The organism is Pseudomonas aestiva (genome assembly GCF_039908605.1).
GTDB classification, from domain to species: domain Bacteria; phylum Pseudomonadota; class Gammaproteobacteria; order Pseudomonadales; family Pseudomonadaceae; genus Chryseomonas; species Chryseomonas aestiva.
In genome coordinates, this window is the sequence record NZ_CP150916.1 from 1,067,957 (window position 1) to 1,088,148 (window position 20,192).

Here is a 20,192-nt window from a genome sequence, read left to right on the forward strand (position 1 = left end):
GTCCGCCAGTCTAACGCCCCCGCGCCCTGGCGGGCAGGCCCTGGGCGCCGCAGGCTCAGCGCGCCGCCGTGGCCTGCTTTTCCTGCAGCGCGTTGCCCAGGTGGCGGGTCATGAAGACCGCGGCTTCTTCACGGCGATCCTCGAGCAGCAGGTCGATCAGCTGCAGGTGCTCCTGACAGCGGCGCTGGGCCTGCTCGCGATCCACCGACTTCTGGTATTCGATCAAGCGGCGCAGGCGATTGAGCCGGCGCAGCGCATCGAGGATGAAGGCATTGCCCGAGCAGCGGGCGATGGTCTCGTGCAGGCGGGTGTTGGCGTCGAAGATCTCCGCGGGCGAGGCCTCGAACACCCGGCCTGCGGCCAGCAGCGCCTGCTCGTCGCGGCAGCGCCGCAATTCGCCGGCATCCAGGGTGAAGCCGGCGTCGCGGATGCCGGCCGGCTCGATCAGCAGGCGGAAGGCATAGCTCTGGGCATAGGCGTCTGGCGAGGTGAGACCTTCGACGAAGCTCCAGCCGTAGCCCGGCAGGCGCTCGGCCCAACCTTCCTGGACGATGCGCCTGAGGATATCGGCCAGTTGCCCACGGGTGACCTGGTAGCGGCGGATCAGCTCGTTTTCCGTGACCTTCAGCGGCAATTCGCCCTCGATGCGGTCGCGGGCGATGGTCAGGTACAGGCGTTCGCTGGCGGACACCTCTTCGCGCGCCTGGGGCGTGGCGTCCAGGGCCGCGGCGGCCACGGCGAAACCGCCCTCGGGATGCCGCGCCAGCAGGCTCTGGTCGGCCATCTGCTGCAGGGCGCTGCGCACCGGCGAGCGCGACACCCGCAGCCGCTCGGCCAAGGCGCGCTCGGGCAGCCGGGTGCCGACCGCCAGCTGGTGCGAGGCGATGTAGGTGAGGATGTCGGGAATCAGTTGGGAGGCGAGGGTGGTGCCCATGGCAGCGCTGGCGAGTCGATCGGAAAGATCCGGGATGCTAGCACGGGACCCGCCGGGCGCAGCCGGCGGGTCCCGCGGGCGAGCGCTCAGTCGCCGCTCGGGCTGACGTCCATGTCCTTGAGCTTAACCAGCCGGCTGCCGTGCTTGCAGCGATAGCCCAGCCAGACGGCGAGAAACAGCGGCAGGCTGATGTAGGTGGCGGCCAGGCCCAGCCAGTCGACGCCGTGCGGCCCGAACAGGGCGGCATAGTTCTGCCCCAGGGTGATCACCAGGCAGAGGGCGAAGGCCAGCAGCGGCCCGAAGGGAAACAGCTTGGCACGGTAGGGCAGGTCTTCCAGCCGGCGACCCTGGGCCAGGTAGCCCTGGCGGAAGCGATAGTGGGACACGGCGATGCCCAGCCAGGCGATGAAGCCGCACATGCCCGAGGTGTTGAGCAGCCAGCCATAGAGCGCCTTGTCGCCCACCAGGGAGGTGAAGAAGCACAGGGCGCCCACCGCGGTGGTGGCCAGCAGGGCGTTGCGCGGCACGCCATTGCGCGAGACGCGGGCGAACAGCCGCGGCGCCTTGCCCTGTTCGGCCAGGCTGTGCAGCATCCGCGTCGAGGCGTACATGCCCGAGGTGCCGGCGGAGAGCACCGCCGAGAGGATCACCGCGTTCATCAGGCTGGCGGCGAAGGCCAGGCCGGCGCGCTCGAACAGCAGGGTGAACGGCGAGACGGAGACGTCGGTGGCATCGTTCTGCAGCAGGCGCGGATCGGTATAGGGGATCAGCATGCCGATGACGAAGATCGCCAGCACATAGAACATCAGGATGCGCCAGAACACCTGGCGGATGGCGATGGGCACGTTCTTGCGCGGATTCTCCGATTCACCGGCGGCGATGCCGATCAGCTCGGTGCCCTGGAAGGAAAAGCCGGCGATCATGGCCACCCCGACCATGGCCTGCAGGCCGCCAACGAAGGGCGCCTCGCCCTGGGTGAACACGGACAGGCCTGGCGGCTCGATGCCGCTGAAGATGCCGAGGATGGCGGCCAGGCCCAGGCCGATGAAGACCACCACGGTGGCCACCTTGATCAGCGCGAACCAGAATTCGCTCTCGCCGAAGCCGCGCACCGACACCGCGTTGAGCAGGAACATCAGCGCGAGGAAAACTGCGCTCCAGATCAGCCCGGGCACCTCGGGAAACCAGAAGCCCATCACCAGCTGCGCCGCCACCAGTTCGGCAGCGATGGTCACCGCCCAGTTGTACCAGTAGTTCCAGCCGAGGGCGAAGCCGAAGCCGTCCTCGACGAAGCGACTGCCATAGATGGAGAAGGAACCCGACACCGGCTGGTAGGCGGCCATCTCGCCGAGGCTGGTCATGAGGAAGTAGACCATCAGGCCGATCAGCGCATAGGCCGCCAGGGCGCCGCCCGGACCGGCGGTGGCCACGGTGGCGCCGGAGGCGACGAACAGCCCGGTGCCGATGGAGCCGCCGATGGCGATCATGTTGAGGTGGCGGGGCTTGAGCCGGCGCTGCAGACTCGGAGAGGCGGTGGACATGGGGATTCCAGCTGGCAGTTTAACGGGGGCCGGCGCTGGCTCTGGCGGCCAGTCGCGGTCGTCGAATGAAGGGTGGTGTGCGGAACGCCCGCGGCCGTCGGCGCGGGCAGCGCCAAAAAAGCCGCGAAGCTTAGCAGGACAAGGGCGCCAGGTGGGATGGCGGTCGTCGGTGCGCGGCCGGGCGAGGAAGCCAGCACGTCCGTTCTGGCTACGGGAGGCGGTACAGGGCAAGCGCTAGCCGGCGTGATCAGCGCAGCAGCGAACGGCGGACCGCCGCCACGTGTTCAGCCAGGATACTGAGGTCGAGCGCGGCCAGGCAGGGGAGGACGGTCCGCTGCGCTGCGGCAGCGGACCGGGTAGCGTCTTTAGCCCGAGATCAGGACGCGTCGATCCAGATGGTCTTGATCTCGGTGTACTGGTCGTGGGCCCACAGCGACTTGTCGCGCCCGCCGAACCCCGACTCCTTGTAGCCGCCGAAGGGGGTGGAGGCATCGCCCTCGCCGAAGCAGTTGACGGTGACGATGCCGGCACGGATGCCGCGAGCCAGCTTGATAGCATTGCGCAGGTTGCCGGTGTAGGCCGAGGCGGCCAGGCCGTAGGCGGTGTCGTTGGCCAGCTCCAGGGCTTCGTGGAGGGTATCGAAGGGGGTCACGCTCAGCACCGGGCCGAAGATCTCCTCGCGGAACAGGCGGCTGTCACGCGCCACGCCGTCGACGATGGTCGGCTCCACATAGACGCCATCGCGGGTCGCGCCACCGGTCACCACCTTGAGCTGCTGCTCGCTGGCGTGCTCCAGGTAGGAACGGACCTTGTCGAAATGCGCCTTGCTGACCATGGAACCCAGGCGGTTCTCCGGGTCCAGCGGGTCGCCCAGCTGCCAGTCCTGCAGGTGGACCTGGACGCGCTCCAGCAGGGCATCCTTGACCTCGCGATGGACGATCAGCCGCGACGATGCCGAGCAGTTCTCGCCCATGTTCCAGAAGGCGCCGTTGACCACGTGCTGGGCGACCTGGTCGAGATCCTCGACGTCGTTCATCACCACGGCGGGGTTCTTGCCGCCCAGTTCCAGGACGATGCGCTTGAGATTGGATTCGGCGGCGTACTTGAGGAACAGCCGACCGGTGTCGGTGGAGCCGGTAAAGCTGACCGCGGCGATGTCCGGATGCCGGCCGATGGGTTCGCCGGCCTCCTTGCCACTGCCGGGCACCACGTTGAACACGCCGGCCGGCACCCCGGCCTGGTGGGCCAGCTCGGCTACCCGCAGGGCACTCAGGGTGGTCTCCTTGGCCGGCTTGACCACGATGGAGCAGCCAGCGGCCAGCGAGGGACCGATCTTCCAGGCTAGCATCAGCAGCGGGAAGTTCCAGGGTAGTACCAGGCCGACCACGCCGATGGGCTCGCGTACCACCATGGCCAGGGCGCCGGCGCCGGTGGGGGCGGTGGCGTCGTAGATCTTGTCGATCAGCTCGGCGTGCCAGCGCAGGGTGTTGATGGTCTCCGGCACGTCGATGGTCTGGCACTCGCGCACCGGCTTGCCGCTGTCGAGGCTCTCCACCACCGCCAGTTCATGGGCGTGTTCTTCCAGCAGGGCGGCGAATTTCTGCAGCACGGCCTTGCGCGCGGAAGGGTGCCGACCGCTCCAGCGACCGTCTTCGAAGGCGGTCTTGGCGGCGGCTACGGCGGCGTCCACGTCGGCGGCGCCACAGGCGGCCACCTGCGCCAGTTCAGCGCCAGTGGCGGGGTTGGTGGTGGCGAAGGTCTGGCCGCTCCGGGCGGCGACGAAGGCGCCGTCGATGAAGGCCTGGGTGCGCAGCTCGACGGTGGCGGCGAGGTCGGCGTAGGCGGCTTTGCTCAGCAGATCGGTCATGGTCAGGCTCCCTGGACGATACGGGTGACGTTGCTCTTCAGCGCGGTGATCACCTGCGCCAGTTCGGCTTGCTCGGCTGCGGTCATGCCCTTGAGCGGGGCACGCACGCCGCCGTTGGGCAGGCCGGCGAGTTCGCAGCCGTACTTGATCGACTGCACGAACTTGCCGCCTTCGAGGTAATCCATCAGCGGCAGCATGGCCGCCATGATCCGGCGCCCCTTGGCGAAGTCCTGCTCCAGCACGCAGGCCTGGTAGAGCGCCACGTGCTCGCGCGGCACGAAGTTGGAGCCGGCGCAGACCCAGCTGCGCGCGCCCCAGGCGAAGAATTCCAGGGCCTGGTCGTCCCAGCCGCAGGAAAGCTGCAGGTCCGGGCGCTTGACCGCGTGGCGGTGCAGACTCGCCATGTCGCCGCTGCTTTCCTTGATCGACTGGACGTTGCGGCAGCCGGCGATGGCGGCGAAGAAGTCCTCGCCCATGGCCACGTTCATCCGCCCCGGATAGTTGTAGAGCATGATCGGCAGGTCGGCGGCGCGATCCACCGTCAGTACGTGCTCGGCGATCTCCTGCTGGGTCGGCAGGGCATAGGGCGGGGTGCCGACCAGCAGGGCATCAGCCCCGTGCTCACGGGCGGCCTGGGCGAACACCACCGAATCCTCGGTACGGATGGCGCTGGTGCCGATCACCAGCGGCAGGCGCTGGCCCACCACGTCGCAGGCCTGGGCGATCAGCGCCAGGCGCTCTTCGCCGCTGTGGGCGTAGTACTCGCCGGTGGAACCGCCGACCACGATGCCGTGCACCTTGGATTCGATCAGGTATTCCAGGACCTGGGCGAAACCGGCCTGGTCGATGGCGCCGTCCACCTTGAGCGGGGTGATGGCCGGGGTGTAGATGCCGTCGAAGTTCATGGGTGGAGCCTCCAGAGGTTGCACGGATGTCGGGGGGAGGGCGCGGCCGTCAGCTTTCGCAGCCGGCGCGGTACTGCCCCCACAAGAGGTTGAAATTGACGCCGGCCGAGAGGAACGGCTGCGGTGGGTTGGCATTGGGCCCGGGCGCGGCGAGCAGGAAATCGATCAGTTCGTCGCGCTCGCCGGCCAGCCAGTTGGCGAGCAGCTTGCCGGTGGCGGTGCCGCGGGTGACGCCCAGGCCGTTGCAGCCCAGGGCGCCATAGACGTTGGGGGCCAGCTGGCCGAAGAAACCGTTGTGGTTGCGGGTCATGGCCAGGGCGCCACCCCAGGTGTACTCGAAGGTCACCTTGGGCAGCATGGGAAAGCGGCGGGCGAAGGAGGCCTGGTGACGCTGCAGCACCCGCTGCAAATGCTTGGGATTGCTGCGGCCATCGGGGTTGAAGCTGAAGCTGTTGCGGATCAGCAGGCGCTGGTCGGGGGTACGCCGCACCGTGGTGCCGAAAGGGTCGGCGGGGATGGCGCCCCAGAAGGGCTTGCCGCCCAGCAGCGCCTGCTCGTCGGGCGTCAACCGCCGCGTGAGACTGCCGTAGGTGAAGATCGGCAGCATGCGCCCCTGCAGGAAGCCGAAGTGCTGGCCGAAGGAATTGTTGGCCAGCACCAGTTTGCCGGCGGTGATACGGCCAGCGGCATGCCGCAGCTCGGGGCGCGGACCGTAGTCCACGTCCAGGATCGGCGTGCGCTCGAAGAGCGTGACATTGGCCGGTAGATTCTCGGCCAAACCCTTGACCAGGGCGCTGGGCTGGATCAGCACCGCGCCAGGGGTATAGAGCGCCCGCTGATAGAAGTCCGTGCCCAGGTGCTCGGGCAGGGTCTCGCGTTCGATCATCTGGTAGGGCTGGTCGAGCTTGTCCAGGCCGCGCCGGTAGGCATCGAGCACTGCCAGACCGCGTTCCTCGACGGCGGCCTGATACTTGCCGCAGGCCTGCAGCTGGCAATCGATGCCGTAGCGTTCGACCTGCCGGCGCAGGTAGGCCTGGCCACTCAGGTTCAGCTTGAGCACGGTGCGGGCGATGCCGATGTCGCCGATGTAGTCCTCGGCGCCGATGTCATGGGGCAGGTCGATGGCGAAGCCGGCATTGCGCCCGGCCGGGCCCAGACCGACCTCCTGCGCCTCCACCAGGATCACCTCGTCGTCCGGGAACTTCAGCGCCAGCTGCCGCGCGGCAGCGAGACCGGTGAAACCGGCGCCGACCACTACCCAGGGCGCCTCGCTATGACCGCGATGGCTGGGCCGGGGCGTGCGCGGGGCGCTGGTGTGGTACCAGCCACAGGTGTTGTCGTCGGCGGGCAGGGCTTGGACTTTCATGGTGCGCAACCGTCTCCGGTGAAGCGTCTGGCCTGAACGCGAGGCGCACAGGGCTTGCCCGCCTCCCGGGGAGGCAGGATGTCGCTTGAGGTCGTTCAGGACCGGGCCGCGGGCTCAGGCCGTTCAGGCCCGGCGGTCCGGTACGTCGTGGTGGCGCTGTGCCCGACTACTGCCCGGTCACGGCGCGCTGGCGCCGTCTAGGCGATCACTTCTGGCCAGCGGCGCGGGCGTCCGCCAGCCAGCCGTCCCACTCGGCCTGGTGCGCCTTGATCCACTCGGCGGCCTGACGCTTGATGTCGTCCAGCGATTTCTCGCCGTTCTGCATCTTGAGGTTCTGGGCGCTTTCGTCGGCGGTGGCGATCTTCAGCTCCGAGAGGAACTTGACCGCGGCGGGGTTCTTCCTGGCGAAGTCCTTGTTGATCACCGCCACGACGTTGTCGATGGGAGCGCCCAGGTTCTTGCCCTCGAAGGTGGTGTTCACGTCGTTCTTGCCGTCGGGCAGCGAGGTGAAGGGCACTGGTAGCCAGACAACGTCCCGGCCTTCCACCAGCACGCTGGAGATCCACTGCGGCACCCAGGTGTAGTAGAAGATCGGCTTGCCGTCCTTGTAGCGCTGGATGGTGTCGGCCATCAGCGCGAAATAGGAGCCGCGGTTGTCGGTGACGGTGTCGTTCAGGCCATAGGCCTTGAGCTGGTGCTCGACGATCACCTCGCAGCCCCAGCCGGGGTTGCAGCCGGTAAGGTCGGCCTTGCCGTCGCCATTGCTGTCGAACATCTTGGCGATTTCCGGCTTCTTGAAGTCCGAGATGTCCTTGATGTGGTACTGGTCGGCGGTCTTCTTGTCGATCATGAAGCCCTGCAGCACGCCTGGCATCACGTTACCGGCCTTGACCATGGTGTCGTCGCCGCCGGCCTTGTCATAGAAGGCCTGGTGCATGTGTTCCCACATATGCACGGTGAAGTCGGCGTCGCCATAGGACAGCGCCAGAAACAGCGCCGGGTAGTCGGTTTCCTTGGGGGCCTTGACGTCGTAGCCCAGCGCCTTGAGGCCGGCGATGGCGATCTCGCCGCGAAAGCGTTCTTCGGCGATGGTGGGGAAAATCGGCGTGACTTTCACCCCGGCGCCGGGTTGGTCGGCGCTAGCGGCATGGACGGCGCCGCTCAGGGCCAGACCCAGGAGGGAGGCGGCGAAGCCGGTCAGGAACGCTTTCTTGCATGCGGAAAGATTCATGGAGCACCTGTCGTTGTGAGTTGATGTTCTGCGGTGAAGGCAGGTTCAAGGCGTAACCGGCTGCGGCAGCGCTTTTTTCTTGGCGACCAGACGCACCACCAGGCCGACCGGGCCGCTGTGGTACCAGCGCTGACCGGTGGCCAGGTGGGCGCTGCGCTCGCCCATGGCCTGGGTGAAGCGATCGAGGAAGATCGCCAGCAGCACCAGGCCGATACCGCCGACGCTGGCCAGGCCCATGTCCAGGCGACCGATGCCGCTGAGGACCATGAGGCCGAGTCCGCCGACCGAGATCATCGAGGCCACCACCACCATCGACAGCGCCAGCATCAGGGTCTGGTTGACCCCGGCCATGATGGTCGGCGCGGCCAGCGGCAGCTGGACCTTGACCAGCATCTGCCAGGGCGTGCAGCCGAAGGCACGGGCGGCTTCGATCTTGTCTTCCGGCACCTGGCGGATGCCCAGATTGGTCAGGCGCACCAGCGGTGCCAGCGAGAAGATGATGGTGACGATGACCCCCGGCACGTTGCCGATGCCGAACAGCATCACCACCGGCACCAGGTAGACGAAGGCGGGCAGCGTCTGCATGGCGTCCAGCAGCGGGCGGATGCACATTTCCAGGCGATTGCTGCGGGCGCTGAGGATGCCCAGCGGGATGCCGATCACCGCGCAGAACACCAGGGAGGTGAGCACCAGGGCGAGGGTGACCATGGCATCGTTCCACACGCCGATCAGCCCCAGGGCGGTGAGCATGGCCAGGGTCAGAATGCCGATGCGGCGACCGCCGATCTGCCAGCCGAGCAGGGCGGCCAGCAGGATGAACACGGTCGGCGGCACCGACATCAGCGCGGCCTGGATGCCGTCCAGGACCTGGTCCACTGGCCAGCGGATGGAGCGGAACACCTCGCGGAAGTTGTGCACCAGGTAGCGCAGCGCGGCTTCCACCCAGGAGCCCACCGGAACGGTGATCGTCTTGAAGGGATCGAGAATGCTGAAATCGGACATGAGCGGGGCCTCCGGCGCGCCTGCGCGCCTTCAACAAAGGAAAACAGCGATCAGTGGCCGCCGAGATAGCTCAGCAGGCGACCCTGGGAGATGCAGCCCTGATAGGCGCCGGCGGCGTCCACGACCGGCACGGGCGCACTGGCGCGGGCCACGGTGCCGAAGATGTCCCTGATCGGCGTGTCCGCCGTGATCGGGGTTTCGCGACCGGGCCTATAGGCGATCTGCGCATCCCGCTGGGCGATGTCGCCGGCCTTGAGGATGCGGCTGGCGTCGAAGCCGTTGAAGAAGGTGCGCACGTAGTCGTTGGCCGGCTGGCACAGCAACTGGCGCGGGGTACCGATCTGCACCACCCGGCCGCCTTCCATGATGGCGATGCGATGGCCGATGCGGACCGCTTCCTCGATGTCGTGGGAGATGAAGATGATGGTGCGGTCCTGTTGCTGCTGCAGCTTGATCAGCTCACCCTGCATCTCGTGGCGGATCAGCGGATCGAGGGCCGAGAAGGCCTCGTCCATCAGCAGGATGGCTGGATCGTTGGCCAGCGCCCGGGCCAGGCCCACGCGCTGCTGCATGCCACCGGAGAGCTGGTGCGGATAGCAGTTTTCCTGGCCGGCCAGGCCGACCTGGCGCAGCGCGGTAATGGAGCGGCTGTTGCGTTCCTTCTCGGCGACGCCGCTGATCTGCAGACCGAAGCCGACGTTGTCCAGCACCGTCATGTGCGGCATCAGGGCGAAGGACTGGAACACCATGCCCATGTCCTTGCGGCGGACCTGCAACAGGTCCTTGTCACTGAGGCCGGTGATTTCCCGGCCGTTGAGGAAGATGGTGCCAGCGGTGGGTTCGATGAGGCGATTGAACAGCCGCACCATGGTCGACTTGCCCGAGCCGGACAGTCCCATGATCACGAAGATCTCGCCGCGCATGACCGAGAAGCTGGCATCGAAGACCCCGATGACCTGGCCGGTCTTCTCGAACACCTCCGCCTTGGAAGCCCCCGCCCTGACCAGCGCCATGGCGGTGTCCGCCTGAGAGCCGAACACCTTGTAGATGTTGCGGACCGAGATGATTTCGTCGGAGCGGGTCATGCCATGCCTCCTTCGCGCCCAGCACAGGCAGTCACCACCGCTGTGCAGTTCTGATTGATGAGAGATGCTGGGCAGAGGAAATGGGTGTCGGTCTTCACGACGGCGGTCCCTTCTTGTTGTTCTGATGGCCCTCGGAACGGGGCTTTTCAGCAAATCTATAAGCTGACCCCGGGCAAATCCAACAACATTTCCAGCCCTAATTTGATAACGTCACGTTATGATTTCGCTGAGCGCGCCAGAGGTGTCGCCGTGAGATATGCCTGGCGTCTCCAAAGGCTCCAAGGTCGCGCGGCCATGGCCAATACTGCTTGTCCGCCCCTTTTCCGTCCGTCGAGAGTTGCGATGTCCAAAGCCGTCGATCCCGATACGCTGCTGCTGAAAATGCCTTCGTTGCGCGCGGTGAAGGCCTTTGTCGCGGCGGCCAAGTACGCAAGTTTCACCCGTGCCGCCGAGGCGCTGTGCGTGTCCCAGGCCGCGATCAGTCGACAGATCCGCGAGCTGGAGGGCTATCTCGGGGCTCAGTTGTTCAGTCGGGTCGGGCGCGCGGTGGCGCTGACCCCGGCGGGCGAACTGTTCTTCGATGCGGCCCAGTTATCCTTCGTCAACATCGCCCAGGCTGCCGAACGCATCCGCAGCAACCAGACCGCCCGGCACATGCTCACCCTGTGCTGCTCGCCGGCGTTCTCGGCACTGTGGCTGTCCCAGCACCTGCCGGATTTCTTCGCCAGCCACCCCGAGATCGAACTGAATCTGGTCACCACCCAGAATTTCCTGGCCATGGAGCCGGGGGTGCAGCCGGACGCCTTCATCACCAAGATGCCCAAGGTGCGCGACGGCTATCGCAGCACGGCGCTGTTCCACGACATCATCTATCCAGTGTGCTCGCCGCTGTATCTCGAACGCCATCCGCAGATCCGCACCCTCGAAGGGGTACGCGACGCGGCCCTGCTCAACCTCAGTCCCTACGGTCGCTCCCAGGTGGCCGAGCACGTCGACTGGGGCGTCTGGCTGGCCTTCCAGGGCATCGATCTGGACGAGCGTCCGGCCGGGCGTCCGCCGCTGTTCAATGCCAACGACTACAACCTGATCATCGGCATGGTGCTGACGCACCAGGGCATCAGCCTGGGCTGGAATCACCTGGTGGCGGCGCTGCTGGAACAGGGCCAGCTGGTGCGGCCGATCAAGGAGCAGGTGGTCCTGCGCAACAGCCGCCACTACCTGTCGATCCGCGAGGAAATGGAAGACAGCGAGGCGGTGCGGCGCTTCCAGCAGTGGCTGCTCGGCCGTCTCGGCCGGGCGCCCGCCTGACCTGCGGTTATCCTTTGCCCGGCGAAAAAGTCGTTGGAGCCATCGCCCGACCCTGACTCATTGTCTGTTGCCGGCCAACCTCGGCAGCCAACAACAAGGGAGTCCGCGGATGTCGCCCTACGCCTTTTGCCAAGCCCTCACCCTCGACCAGGTACCGCGCCCTAGCCGGGCCATCCTGCAGAAGAGCCTGCTGGACATCCTCGGCACCCTGGCCGTGGCGGTGTCCAATGCCACCGGTCAGACGCTCTATGGCTATGCGCGCAAGCACTATCCTGGTGGCGAATTCATGAGCCGCCTGCCTTTCGATGGCACCCCGGTGAATCTGCTGGGCGCGGCTTGGGCGGGAGGGTTCACCGGCGACAGCCTGGACGCCCACGAGGGGCACTTCACCTCCAAGGGCCATGCCGCACCGCGGTCCCGGCACTGCTGGCGCTGGCCGATGCCCTGCACGCCCAGGGCCGCCGTATCAGCGGCCGCGACCTGCCCGAAGCCCTCTGCCTCGGCTACGAAACCGGCCCGCGCGCTGTACAGCGATCCCGAGGTCTGTCGCCAGGACCTCGAACGACTCTGGCATCGCGACTGGATCTTCGCCGGCCACACCTTCGAGATCGCCAAGCCCGGCCAGTATCTCACTCTGCAGATCGGCGACTACCCGGTGGCGGTGATGCGCCGCAAGGACGGTCAGGTGCGGGCCTTCCATAACGCCTGTCGCCGTCGCGGTGCCAAGATCTGCGAGCGCGAGCAGGGCAAGGTTGCCAAGCGGGTCTGCCCCTATCACAGGTGGACCTACGAACCGGACGGCAGCCTGCTGTTCGCCGGCAAGGTGAACGCTGATTTCGACAGGACCCTGGTCGCTGGCGACATGGTGGGCGGCGGTTCTCCCGCCAAGTGGGAACGCGGCTTTGGGCTAGGATGGGCCCGAGGCAAGGAGCGGGGCGGTAGGACGTGATCGATTCGAGAACCTTTGGCAGCGGTATCCAGGGCAAGAACTACCTGCAGTTGCAGTCGACGCGGCCGCGGCCGGAATTTTCCCGGCTGGTCGGCTTCATCCTGCTTGATCACTTTTCCCTGCCGTCCTTCACCCAGGCGCTGGATACCCTGGTCACCGCCAACCTGCTGGCCGCCGGGACCTTCGCTACCCGGACCTACAGCCCGACCGGCGCCGAGGTGCTCAGTGACCTCGGCATCGTCATCCGTCCGGACGGCGACTACCGCGCCGCGGAGAGCGCCCGCTTCGATCTGCTGGTGGTCTGTGGTGGCCTGCGGACGCCGCTGGAGCTGGACCCGCGGCTCAAGGCGCTGCTGCTGCGCGCGGCCAAGCAGCAGGTGACCCTCTGCGGCCTGTGGAACGGCGCCTGGCAACTGGGTCAGGCCGGGATGCTGGACGGCTATCGCTGCGCCATCCATCCCGAGCAGCGCAGCGCCTTCAGCGAACGGGTGCGCGGTTGCAAGACCTCGGCGGAAAGCCATGTGCTGGATCGCGATCGCCTCACCGCGGCCAGTCCCAGCGGCGCCTTCCATCTCTTCCTCGAATGGATCGGCGCCCAGTGCGGCAGCGCCCTGGCCGATGGCCTGGTCAACATCCTGGCCTTCGAGGAATCGCGCTTTCGCCAGGTCAATCCGACGCTCAAGGTGCAGATGACCCCGCCATTGCGCGAGGTGGTGACCCTGATGGAGGCCAACATCGAGGAGCCCCTCACCATCGAGCAACTGTGCGACTACGCCGGCCGCTCGCGGCGCCAGGTCGAGCGGCTGTTTCGCGAGCAGCTCGATACCGCGCCCATGCGTTATTACCTGGAGCTCCGCATCACCGAGGGCCGCCGCCTGCTGCAGCATTCCACCCTGTCGGTGCTGGAGGTGGCGGTGGCCTGCGGCTTCACCTCGGTCACCCACTTCAGCAAGAGATATTCGGCCTACTTCGGCTATCCGCCGTCCAAGGAGCGGCGGTTGAAGTACTGAGCCGCCTGGCGCTGCGCTTGGGGCAAAGGGCAGAGGGCGCGCCCCAGAGCGTTTCGTCGGCGCACAGGAACGGCTGCCTGCCGTCCCGCTCGAAGCCTTATCCCGGCGCACGGCTTGCCTGACGCGGCGACGGATAACCTGATGACCTACCGAGCGAGGATGTCCCATGACTGACCCACGTAACGTCGCCCACGACAAGAAAGTGCAGCAGGAAAAGAAGCATCAGGGCGAGGACATCGCACCCGATGCCGAGCACGCGCCGCAACCGGGCAAGAAACCCGCGCTCAAGGACCACGACGAGCAGGCCGACGACAAAGCCTGACCGTCTGCCAGCCTCGCAGCACGCGAGGCCTTCCGATGCTGACGACCGTCGGCATCGCACCTTCCCGCCAGAGTCAGCTGCCCGGCGCCAGCGCCGGCTCAGGTTGCCGGGTCCGCTCCGCCGCATTCAGGCACAGCAAGCCCGCCAGGGCGAACAGCAGACCGAGCAGCATGCCCGGTGCCAGGGGTTCGTCGAAACAGGCCCAGGCCCACAGCAGCGCCACCGGCGGACTCAGGTAGAGCGCGCCACTCACCGCCTGGGGGCTGCCCTGACGCAGGCACAGCCAGTAGAGGCCGAAGCCGAGCAGGGTCGGGATCAGCAGCCAGAGCACCGCCAGGGCGAAGCCGAGGGTCAGCGGTGGGGTCAGCGGACCTTCCACCCCGGCCACCCCCAGCATTACCAGACTGCTGGCCGCCAGCTGGATGAACAGCTGCGTCCGCAACGCCAGTCGACTCGGCGGCAGGCGACTCTGCACCAGGGTCGCCAGCGCCAGGGCCAGGGCGCTGCCCAGCGGCAGGGCGTAGGCCCAGCCGGGGGCCACGCCCAGTCCCAATCCCGCGCCGGTGGCCAGCAGGACGCCCGTCAGGCCCAGGCCCAGGCCGAGCCACTGGCGCCAGTTGGTGCGCTGGCCCGGCAGCAGGCAGCAGCCCAGAGCCACCAGCAGCGGCGACAGATCCGACAGCAGCGCCGCCAGCCCGGGTGAGACGCCCAGTTCGATGGCCTTGGCGGCCGGCCCTGCCGCTCCGGCGAAGGCCAGCACGCCGATGCCCGCCTGCTGGCCGATGATCTTCAGCGGCAATCGCCGCACCTCGGCCCAGGCGAAGGGCAGCAGCAGCACGGCGGCCAGCAGCAGGCGCCAGAAGGTCACCAGCAGGGTAGGGGCCTGGTCCGCTGCGTAGCGATAACCGACGAAACCGGCGCTCCAGCACAGCACCAGGGCGAGCTGGCGCAGCAGCGAGGAAGACAGGATGGCAGGCATGGCCGGGCTCCAGATGACGGGATGCCTTGAGCCTGGCCCAGGGTAGTAATACACTCAAACGACATTATCGGTAGCTGTGGTTCGATAAAAACGCATCATGCCTGCACCTCTCGATATCGACGTCCTGCGTACCTTCCACACCATCGTGCGGCTGGGGCAGTTTCGCGCCGCCTCTCTGCAGCTCAATCGCAGTCCTTCGGCGGTGAGCAGCCAGATCCGCCGACTGGAGGAGCAGACCGGCGGCCGGCTGTTCGAGCGGGACAACCAGGCGGTGACCCTGACCCCGCTCGGGCGCCGCGTGCTGCTGGAGACCGCCGACCTGCTGCAGGCCCATGACCGCATCCTCGCCGGTCTCACCGGCCAGCCGGTGGTGGGCGAGGTGCGCCTGGGCGTGGCCGAGGACTATGCCGCCCGCCTGCTCAAGGCCGTGCTGCCGCGCTTGCAGGGCGAGCATCCCGGGATCGTCCTGCAGGTGCTGACCGGCAACAGCAGCCAGCTCCGGCGCTGGCTCGGCCAGGGACTGCTGGACCTGGCGCTGCTGGTGGGGCCGCCCCGCACCGATCGGGCGGACGGCCAGAGGTTCGGCCATACCCAGCCGGTGTGGGTCGCCGGTCCCGGGCTGCAACTGAGCCCAGACGCCAGCGTGCCCCTGGCGCTGCACGGCGAAGGCTGCAGCTATCGCGAACTGGGCATCGACCTGCTGATCCACCAGGGCCGGCGCTGGCATGCGGTGGTGACCAGCGCCGCCTCTTCGGCATTGGAAGCGGCGGTCGAACTGGGCCAGGCCGTGGCCATCACCGACCGGGCGCGCATGACCCCGCCGATGCGTGAACTGACGCCGGAGGAGGGCTTTGCGCAACTGCCGGTGCACGAGCTGCGGCTAGCCTCGCCGCCCGGTGAGCGCAGCCCCGCCTGCACCTCTCTGGCCGGGCTGATCGCCGAGGATTTTCGCCTCTAGCCAGGCGGCGCGAGGTTTGACCGGGCGACCGTGCAGCCACTAAGGTGCCGACCCTGGCGCGCGACCTGCCGCCTGTCGATTCGTCGTTCCGCCTGGAACGGACACCTCCCGAGACCACTCGGACCCTCTGCGACCGCCTGAGCTGTCGCCTCTTGAGATACCCGGGATCGGCCCCTACATCCGGCCCGCTACCGCCGCTCCTGTCCGCTTTTTCTGGAATATCCCGCTGTCATGACTGTTCCACCCGCCATCCCCCGTCTCATCTATCTGCTGGCCCTGACCATCTTCGCGCTGACCACCGCCGAATTCATGGTGGCCGGCATGATGCCGGCGCTGGCCGCCGATCTCGGCGTCTCCATTGGCCAGATCGGCTATCTGATCTCTTGGTATGCCCTGGGCATGGCCCTGGGCGGCCCGCCGCTGACCCTGTTGCTGCTGGCCCTGCGCTTGGCGGAAAAATCGGCGCTGCTGTGGCTGCTGGCGCTCTATCTGGTAGGCGCCGTGGTCGCCGCACTGGCGGCCAGCTATCCGGTGATGGCGGCGGGGCGGGTGCTCATGGGCATCGCCAGCTCCGCCAGCATCGGCCTGTGCCTGACCCTGGGCGCCAACCTGGTCACGCCGGATCGCCGCGGCCGGGCGGCCTCGCTGATCCTGTCCGGGCTCATGCTGGCGCCGGTGTTCGGAGTGCCGGGCACGGTACTGATCGAGCAACTGGCCGGCTGGCGCGCCAGCTTCTGGGCGGTCGCCCTGCTGGCGGCCTGCTGCACCCTGCTGGTCGGCCTGTGCGTGCCGCGCACGCCGGCGCGCGTGGCCGGGCAGTTGGGCGGTGAACTGCGAACCCTGGTCAGCGCCCGGCTCTGGGCGGCCTACCTCACCAGCGGCCTGATCATCGGCGCGACCTTCGCCGGTTTCAGCTACTTCTCGCCCATCCTCATCCAGGTGACGGGTTTCGCGTCCACCACCATTCCCTGGTTGCTGATGGGTTACGGCCTCGCCAACGTGCTGGGCAATCTGCTGGTGGGCCGCCTGGCCGATCGCTACACCCTCAAGGTGCAGGGCGTCGGGCTGGCGGTGCTGGCGCTGGGCTTCGCCCTGTTCGTCAGCTGCGCCGACAGTGCCGCGGCCAGCCTCCTGGCCCTGGCGCTGATCGGCCTGACCGGGGTGGCGCTCAACCCGGCCATGGTCGCCCGGGTCATGGCCGCGGCCACCCCAGGGCCCCTGGTCAATACCCTGCATACCTCGGTGATCACCGCGGGCCTGGCAGTGGGTGCCTGGGCCGGCGGCGCGGCCATCGATGCCGGCCAGGGCCTGCGCGCGCCCCTGTGGGTCGGCCTGGGAATGGCGCTGCTGGGTATGCTGAGCCTGGTGCCCAGCCTGGTGCAGCGGCTGACCCTGGCGCCGCCGCCCGCGAGTCGCTGCTAGCGCCAGGCTGCCGCCGCGCTGCCAGGGGTTTTGCCCGCGAAAGGCTCTACGACGGTCTTTTCGGAAGGATCGTGCGTGCTGTCTTCGCTGTAGCCTGACTGTCATCTCTGCCTGGCATGTTGCCTTTCGAACAGGAAGGCGCGATTTCGCGCCTTCGATCCTCAGGCTATCGATAAGGGCGGCACAGACATGCAGGCTTCGCTTCGCGGTATGACGTTGGGATTGGTACTCGGGCTGGTGAGTAGCGGCCCGGTGTGGGCGGCGACGCCCATTCCCTTCTGGCATTCAATGGATGCGGAGCTTGGCAAGGAGGTCGATTCCCTGGCCCAGCGCTTCAACCAGGCGCACCCGGAATTCCAGGTACAGCCGGTGTACAAGGGTGACTACGAGCAGAATCTGGCCGCTGGCATCGCGGCCTTCCGGACCGGCAAGCCGCCGGCCATTCTGCAGGTCTACGAGGTGGGCACCGCGACCATGATGGCCTCCCGGGCCATCGAGCCGGTCTACCAGGTGTTCAAGGACGCGGGCCTGAAGCTGGATGAAGCGGGCTTCGTACCTACCGTCGCCAGCTACTACAGCGACGCCAAGACCGGTCAACTGCTGTCCATGCCGTTCAACAGTTCCACCCCGGTGCTCTACTACAACAAGGCCGCCTTCAAGCAGGCCGGCCTTGATCCGGAAGCGCCGCCCAAGACCTGGAAGGACCTGGCGGAGGACAGCGCCAAGCTGCGCGCCGCCGGTCTCAAGTGCGGCTACACCAGCGGCTGGCAGAGCTGGGTGCAGTTGGAAAACTTCAGCGCCTGGAACGGCCTGCCCTTCGCCAGCCGGGACAACGGCTACCTGGGGACCGATGCCGTGCTGGACTTCAACCAGGCGCCCCAGGTCAAGCACATCGCCCTGTTGCAGGAGATGGGCAAGCGCGGTGACTTCACCTACGTCGGCCGCAAGGACGAACCCACGGAGAAGTTCTACAACGGCGACTGCGCCATGCTGACCACCTCGTCCGGCTCGCTGGCCAACATCCGCCACTACGCCAAGTTCGACTTCGGCGTGGCCATGATGCCCTACGACGGCGACCTCAAGGGCGCTCCCCAGAACGCCATCATCGGCGGCGCCAGCCTCTGGGTGTTCAAGGGCCAGGATGCCGCGGTGAAGCGCGGCGTGGCCGAATTCCTCGCCTTCCTGGCGCAGCCGGAGATCGCCGCCGAATGGCACCAGCAGACCGGCTACCTGCCGATCACCAAGGCGGCCTACGACCTGACCCGCGAGCAGGGCTTCTACAGCAAGAATCCGGGGGCGGACATCGCCACCCGGCAGATGCTGAACAAGCCGCCACTGGCCTTCACCAAGGGCCTGCGCCTGGGCAACATGCCGCAGATCCGCGCGGTGATCGATGAAGAGCTGGAAAGCGTCTGGACCGGCAAGCAGGCCCCCCAACAGGCGCTGGATACTGCCGTGCAGCGCGGCAACGTGCTGTTGCGCCGCTTCGAGAAATCCACCCAGTAAGCCTGAGGTCCGCCCTGGCGGCGCCTGCCGACGAGTGCCGGCGCCGCTCCTCTTTTCGCGACGATGCGTGCGCCCATGTCCACATCCCGTCAGGTCTTTCCTTCCGGCTGGCTGCCCTATGCGCTGCTCGCGCCGCAGCTGGCGATCACCGCCGTGTTCTTTCTCTGGCCCGCCGGCAAGACGCTCTGGTACTCGTTGCAGAGCGTCGATCCCTTCGGCCTGTCCAGCCAGTTCGTCGGCCTCGACAACTTCCGTCAGCTGTTCCAGGACCCGCTGTATCTGGCCTCCTTCTGGACCACCCTGACCTTCAGCGCCCTGGTGACCGGCTGCGGCCTGCTGGTGTCCCTGGTCCTCGCGGCCCTGGTCGATCTGGTGGTGCGTGGCAGCCGGATCTACCAGACCCTGCTGCTGCTGCCCTATGCGGTGGCCCCGGCCATCGCCGCGGTGTTGTGGATCTTTCTGTTCAACCCCGGTCTCGGTCTGCTCACCCTGTTGCTGGAGCGCTACGGCTATCACTGGAACCACGCCCAGAACGCCGGTCAGGCGATGTTCCTGGTGGTGCTCGCTTCGGTGTGGAAGCAGATCAGCTACAACTTCCTGTTCTTCTTCGCCGCGCTGCAATCCATCCCGCGCTCGCTGCTGGAAGCTGCCGCCATCGACGGCGCCGGGCCGCTGCGCCGCTTCCTGCAGCTGTCGCTGCCGCTGATCGCGCCGGTCAGCTTCTTCCTGCTGGTGGTCAACCTGGTCTACGCCTTCTTCGACACCTTTCCGGTGATCGACGCGGCCACCGGCGGCGGACCGGTGCAGGCCACCACCACCCTGATCTACAAGATCTATCGCGAGGGCTTCACCGGACTCGATCTCGCCGCCTCCGCCGCCCAGTCGGTGGTGCTGATGCTGCTGGTCATCGTGCTCACGGTGGTGCAGTTCCGCTACGTCGAACGCCGGGTGCGCTATCAATGATCGAGAATCGTCGCGGGCTGACGCTGCTGTGCCACCTGATGCTGGTACTGGGCATCGGCGTCATCCTCTTTCCGCTCTATGTGGCCTTTGTGGCCGCCACCCTCGACGACCGGGCGGTGTTCGCCACGCCCATGAGCCTGATCCCGGGGCGCCATCTCTGGGACAACCTCAGCCTGATCTGGACCCAGGGTGTGAGCAACAGCACCGCACCCTTCTGGCTGCTGCTGCTCAACAGCTTCCTGATGGCGCTGGGCATCACCCTGGGCAAACTGTCGGTCTCCATCCTCTCGGCCTTCGCCATCGTCTGGTTCCGCTTTCCGCTGCGCACCCTGGCCTTCTGGCTGATCTTCATCACCCTGATGCTGCCGGTGGAGGTGCGCATCTTTCCCACCGTGGACACCATCGGCCACCTGGGAATGCTGGACAGCTACGCCGGTCTGACCCTGCCGCTGATGGCCTCGGCCACCGCTACCTTCCTGTTCCGCCAGTTCTTTCTGACGTTGCCCGAGGAATTGCTCGAAGCGGCGCGCATCGATGGCGCCTCGCCGCTGCGCTTCTTCCGCGACATCGTCCTGCCGCTGTCGCGGACCAACCTGGCGGTGCTGTTCGTCATCACCTTCATCTACGGCTGGAACCAGTACCTCTGGCCGCTGCTGATCGTCAGCAACCCCGACCTCGGCACGGCCGTGGCGGGCATTCGCGGCATGCTCTCGCTCGGCGAGCGGGTGCCGCAATGGAACCAGGTGATGGCAGCCATGCTGCTCACCCTGATCCCGCCGGTGGCGGTGGTAATGGTCATGCAACGCGCCTTCGTGCGCGGTCTGGTGGATAGCGAAAAGTAACC

At 67.2% G+C, this 20,192-nt stretch carries 17 protein-coding genes and 1 pseudogene; 9 read left to right on the plus strand and 9 right to left on the minus strand.

The window, feature by feature from the left end; genetic code table 11:
• Window positions 1-55: 55 nt before the first annotated feature.
• The 8 genes from AABM56_RS04990 to AABM56_RS05025 form a co-directional block, all read right to left on the minus strand.
• The gene (locus tag AABM56_RS04990) at window positions 56-934 is read right to left on the minus strand and encodes a GntR family transcriptional regulator (RefSeq protein ID WP_133862901.1); all 879 of its coding nucleotides are present in this window, start codon (window positions 932-934) and stop codon (window positions 56-58) included.
• 86 nt (window positions 935-1,020) lie between these two features.
• Window positions 1,021-2,475: an amino acid permease gene (locus AABM56_RS04995; RefSeq protein WP_133862902.1), complete on the minus strand. Its 1,455-nt coding sequence runs from the start codon at window positions 2,473-2,475 to the stop codon at window positions 1,021-1,023.
• 376 nt (window positions 2,476-2,851) lie between these two features.
• Complete coding sequence (locus tag AABM56_RS05000; RefSeq protein ID WP_133862903.1) at window positions 2,852-4,342, minus strand: aldehyde dehydrogenase; 1,491 nt, start codon at window positions 4,340-4,342, stop codon at window positions 2,852-2,854.
• Between the two features lie 2 nt (window positions 4,343-4,344).
• Window positions 4,345-5,247 (minus strand): dihydrodipicolinate synthase family protein, encoded by a 903-nt coding sequence (locus AABM56_RS05005; protein WP_347883877.1) that lies wholly within the window; start codon window positions 5,245-5,247, stop codon window positions 4,345-4,347.
• A gap of 49 nt (window positions 5,248-5,296) precedes the next feature.
• Window positions 5,297-6,613 carry an FAD-binding oxidoreductase gene (locus tag AABM56_RS05010; protein ID WP_133862905.1) on the minus strand — a complete coding sequence of 439 codons (1,317 nt, stop codon included), beginning with the start codon at window positions 6,611-6,613 and terminating at the stop codon, window positions 5,297-5,299.
• Window positions 6,614-6,818: 205 nt separating this feature from the next.
• Window positions 6,819-7,844 carry a glycine betaine/L-proline ABC transporter substrate-binding protein ProX gene (gene proX / locus AABM56_RS05015; protein ID WP_347883878.1) on the minus strand — a complete coding sequence of 342 codons (1,026 nt, stop codon included), beginning with the start codon at window positions 7,842-7,844 and terminating at the stop codon, window positions 6,819-6,821.
• 45 nt (window positions 7,845-7,889) lie between these two features.
• On the minus strand, window positions 7,890-8,846 hold the full coding sequence (proW, locus tag AABM56_RS05020; protein ID WP_133862907.1) for a glycine betaine/L-proline ABC transporter permease ProW: 957 nt from the start codon (window positions 8,844-8,846) through the stop codon (window positions 7,890-7,892).
• A 50-nt stretch (window positions 8,847-8,896) separates the two neighbouring features.
• The gene (locus AABM56_RS05025) at window positions 8,897-9,931 is read right to left on the minus strand and encodes a glycine betaine/L-proline ABC transporter ATP-binding protein (protein ID WP_285388703.1); all 1,035 of its coding nucleotides are present in this window, start codon (window positions 9,929-9,931) and stop codon (window positions 8,897-8,899) included.
• 342 nt (window positions 9,932-10,273) lie between these two features.
• Between AABM56_RS05025 and AABM56_RS05030 the strand changes: the two genes are divergently transcribed.
• From AABM56_RS05030 to AABM56_RS05045, 4 genes and pseudogenes are all read left to right on the plus strand, one after another.
• Complete coding sequence (locus tag AABM56_RS05030) at window positions 10,274-11,239, plus strand: LysR substrate-binding domain-containing protein (RefSeq protein ID WP_133862908.1); 966 nt, start codon at window positions 10,274-10,276, stop codon at window positions 11,237-11,239.
• A gap of 520 nt (window positions 11,240-11,759) precedes the next feature.
• Window positions 11,760-12,086, plus strand: a pseudogene (locus tag AABM56_RS05035) (aromatic ring-hydroxylating dioxygenase subunit alpha); the annotation flags it as partial.
• Window positions 12,087-12,184: 98 nt separating this feature from the next.
• The gene (locus AABM56_RS05040; RefSeq protein ID WP_133862909.1) at window positions 12,185-13,198 is read left to right on the plus strand and encodes a GlxA family transcriptional regulator; all 1,014 of its coding nucleotides are present in this window, start codon (window positions 12,185-12,187) and stop codon (window positions 13,196-13,198) included.
• A gap of 166 nt (window positions 13,199-13,364) precedes the next feature.
• Window positions 13,365-13,520 carry a hypothetical protein gene (locus AABM56_RS05045; protein ID WP_007162553.1) on the plus strand — a complete coding sequence of 52 codons (156 nt, stop codon included), beginning with the start codon at window positions 13,365-13,367 and terminating at the stop codon, window positions 13,518-13,520.
• A 73-nt stretch (window positions 13,521-13,593) separates the two neighbouring features.
• Here the strand turns inward: AABM56_RS05045 and AABM56_RS05050 are convergent, their stop codons facing one another.
• Complete coding sequence (locus AABM56_RS05050; protein WP_347883879.1) at window positions 13,594-14,499, minus strand: DMT family transporter; 906 nt, start codon at window positions 14,497-14,499, stop codon at window positions 13,594-13,596.
• A 97-nt stretch (window positions 14,500-14,596) separates the two neighbouring features.
• Here AABM56_RS05050 and AABM56_RS05055 point away from each other — a divergent pair, with 97 nt between their 5' ends.
• From AABM56_RS05055 to ugpE, 5 genes are all read left to right on the plus strand, one after another.
• Complete coding sequence (locus tag AABM56_RS05055) at window positions 14,597-15,457, plus strand: LysR family transcriptional regulator (RefSeq protein ID WP_133862911.1); 861 nt, start codon at window positions 14,597-14,599, stop codon at window positions 15,455-15,457.
• Window positions 15,458-15,688: 231 nt separating this feature from the next.
• Window positions 15,689-16,879, plus strand: a complete 1,191-nt coding sequence (locus AABM56_RS05060) for an MFS transporter (RefSeq protein WP_133862912.1) — start codon at window positions 15,689-15,691, stop codon at window positions 16,877-16,879.
• Between the two features lie 189 nt (window positions 16,880-17,068).
• On the plus strand, window positions 17,069-18,385 hold the full coding sequence (ugpB, locus tag AABM56_RS05065) for a sn-glycerol-3-phosphate ABC transporter substrate-binding protein UgpB (RefSeq protein WP_133862913.1): 1,317 nt from the start codon (window positions 17,069-17,071) through the stop codon (window positions 18,383-18,385).
• Window positions 18,386-18,460: 75 nt separating this feature from the next.
• Window positions 18,461-19,348 (plus strand): sn-glycerol-3-phosphate ABC transporter permease UgpA, encoded by an 888-nt coding sequence (ugpA, locus tag AABM56_RS05070; RefSeq protein WP_263259708.1) that lies wholly within the window; start codon window positions 18,461-18,463, stop codon window positions 19,346-19,348.
• Complete coding sequence (gene ugpE / locus AABM56_RS05075; RefSeq protein ID WP_347883880.1) at window positions 19,345-20,190, plus strand: sn-glycerol-3-phosphate ABC transporter permease UgpE; 846 nt, start codon at window positions 19,345-19,347, stop codon at window positions 20,188-20,190. The genes ugpA and ugpE overlap by 4 nt, the downstream gene beginning before the upstream one ends.
• Window positions 20,191-20,192 lie beyond the last annotated feature (2 nt).

Bases quoted from the DNA above. Each gene is read 5' to 3' on its own strand.
- proW (WP_133862907.1), bottom strand. From the start codon at position 8,846: ATGTCCGATTTCAGCATTCTCGATCCCTTCAAGACGATCACCGTTCCG.
- AABM56_RS05030 (WP_133862908.1), top strand. From the start codon at position 10,274: ATGTCCAAAGCCGTCGATCCCGATACGCTGCTGCTGAAAATGCCTTCG.
- AABM56_RS04995 (WP_133862902.1), bottom strand. From the start codon at position 2,475: ATGTCCACCGCCTCTCCGAGTCTGCAGCGCCGGCTCAAGCCCCGCCAC.
- AABM56_RS05045 (WP_007162553.1), top strand. From the start codon at position 13,365: ATGACTGACCCACGTAACGTCGCCCACGACAAGAAAGTGCAGCAGGAA.
- proX (WP_347883878.1), bottom strand. From the start codon at position 7,844: ATGAATCTTTCCGCATGCAAGAAAGCGTTCCTGACCGGCTTCGCCGCC.
- ugpA (WP_263259708.1), top strand. From the start codon at position 18,461: ATGTCCACATCCCGTCAGGTCTTTCCTTCCGGCTGGCTGCCCTATGCG.
- AABM56_RS05000 (WP_133862903.1), bottom strand. From the start codon at position 4,342: ATGACCGATCTGCTGAGCAAAGCCGCCTACGCCGACCTCGCCGCCACC.
- AABM56_RS05005 (WP_347883877.1), bottom strand. From the start codon at position 5,247: ATGAACTTCGACGGCATCTACACCCCGGCCATCACCCCGCTCAAGGTG.
- AABM56_RS05010 (WP_133862905.1), bottom strand. From the start codon at position 6,613: ATGAAAGTCCAAGCCCTGCCCGCCGACGACAACACCTGTGGCTGGTAC.
- AABM56_RS05060 (WP_133862912.1), top strand. From the start codon at position 15,689: ATGACTGTTCCACCCGCCATCCCCCGTCTCATCTATCTGCTGGCCCTG.
- ugpE (WP_347883880.1), top strand. From the start codon at position 19,345: ATGATCGAGAATCGTCGCGGGCTGACGCTGCTGTGCCACCTGATGCTG.
- AABM56_RS05055 (WP_133862911.1), top strand. From the start codon at position 14,597: ATGCCTGCACCTCTCGATATCGACGTCCTGCGTACCTTCCACACCATC.
- AABM56_RS05025 (WP_285388703.1), bottom strand. From the start codon at position 9,931: ATGACCCGCTCCGACGAAATCATCTCGGTCCGCAACATCTACAAGGTG.
- AABM56_RS04990 (WP_133862901.1), bottom strand. From the start codon at position 934: ATGGGCACCACCCTCGCCTCCCAACTGATTCCCGACATCCTCACCTAC.
- AABM56_RS05050 (WP_347883879.1), bottom strand. From the start codon at position 14,499: ATGCCTGCCATCCTGTCTTCCTCGCTGCTGCGCCAGCTCGCCCTGGTG.
- ugpB (WP_133862913.1), top strand. From the start codon at position 17,069: ATGCAGGCTTCGCTTCGCGGTATGACGTTGGGATTGGTACTCGGGCTG.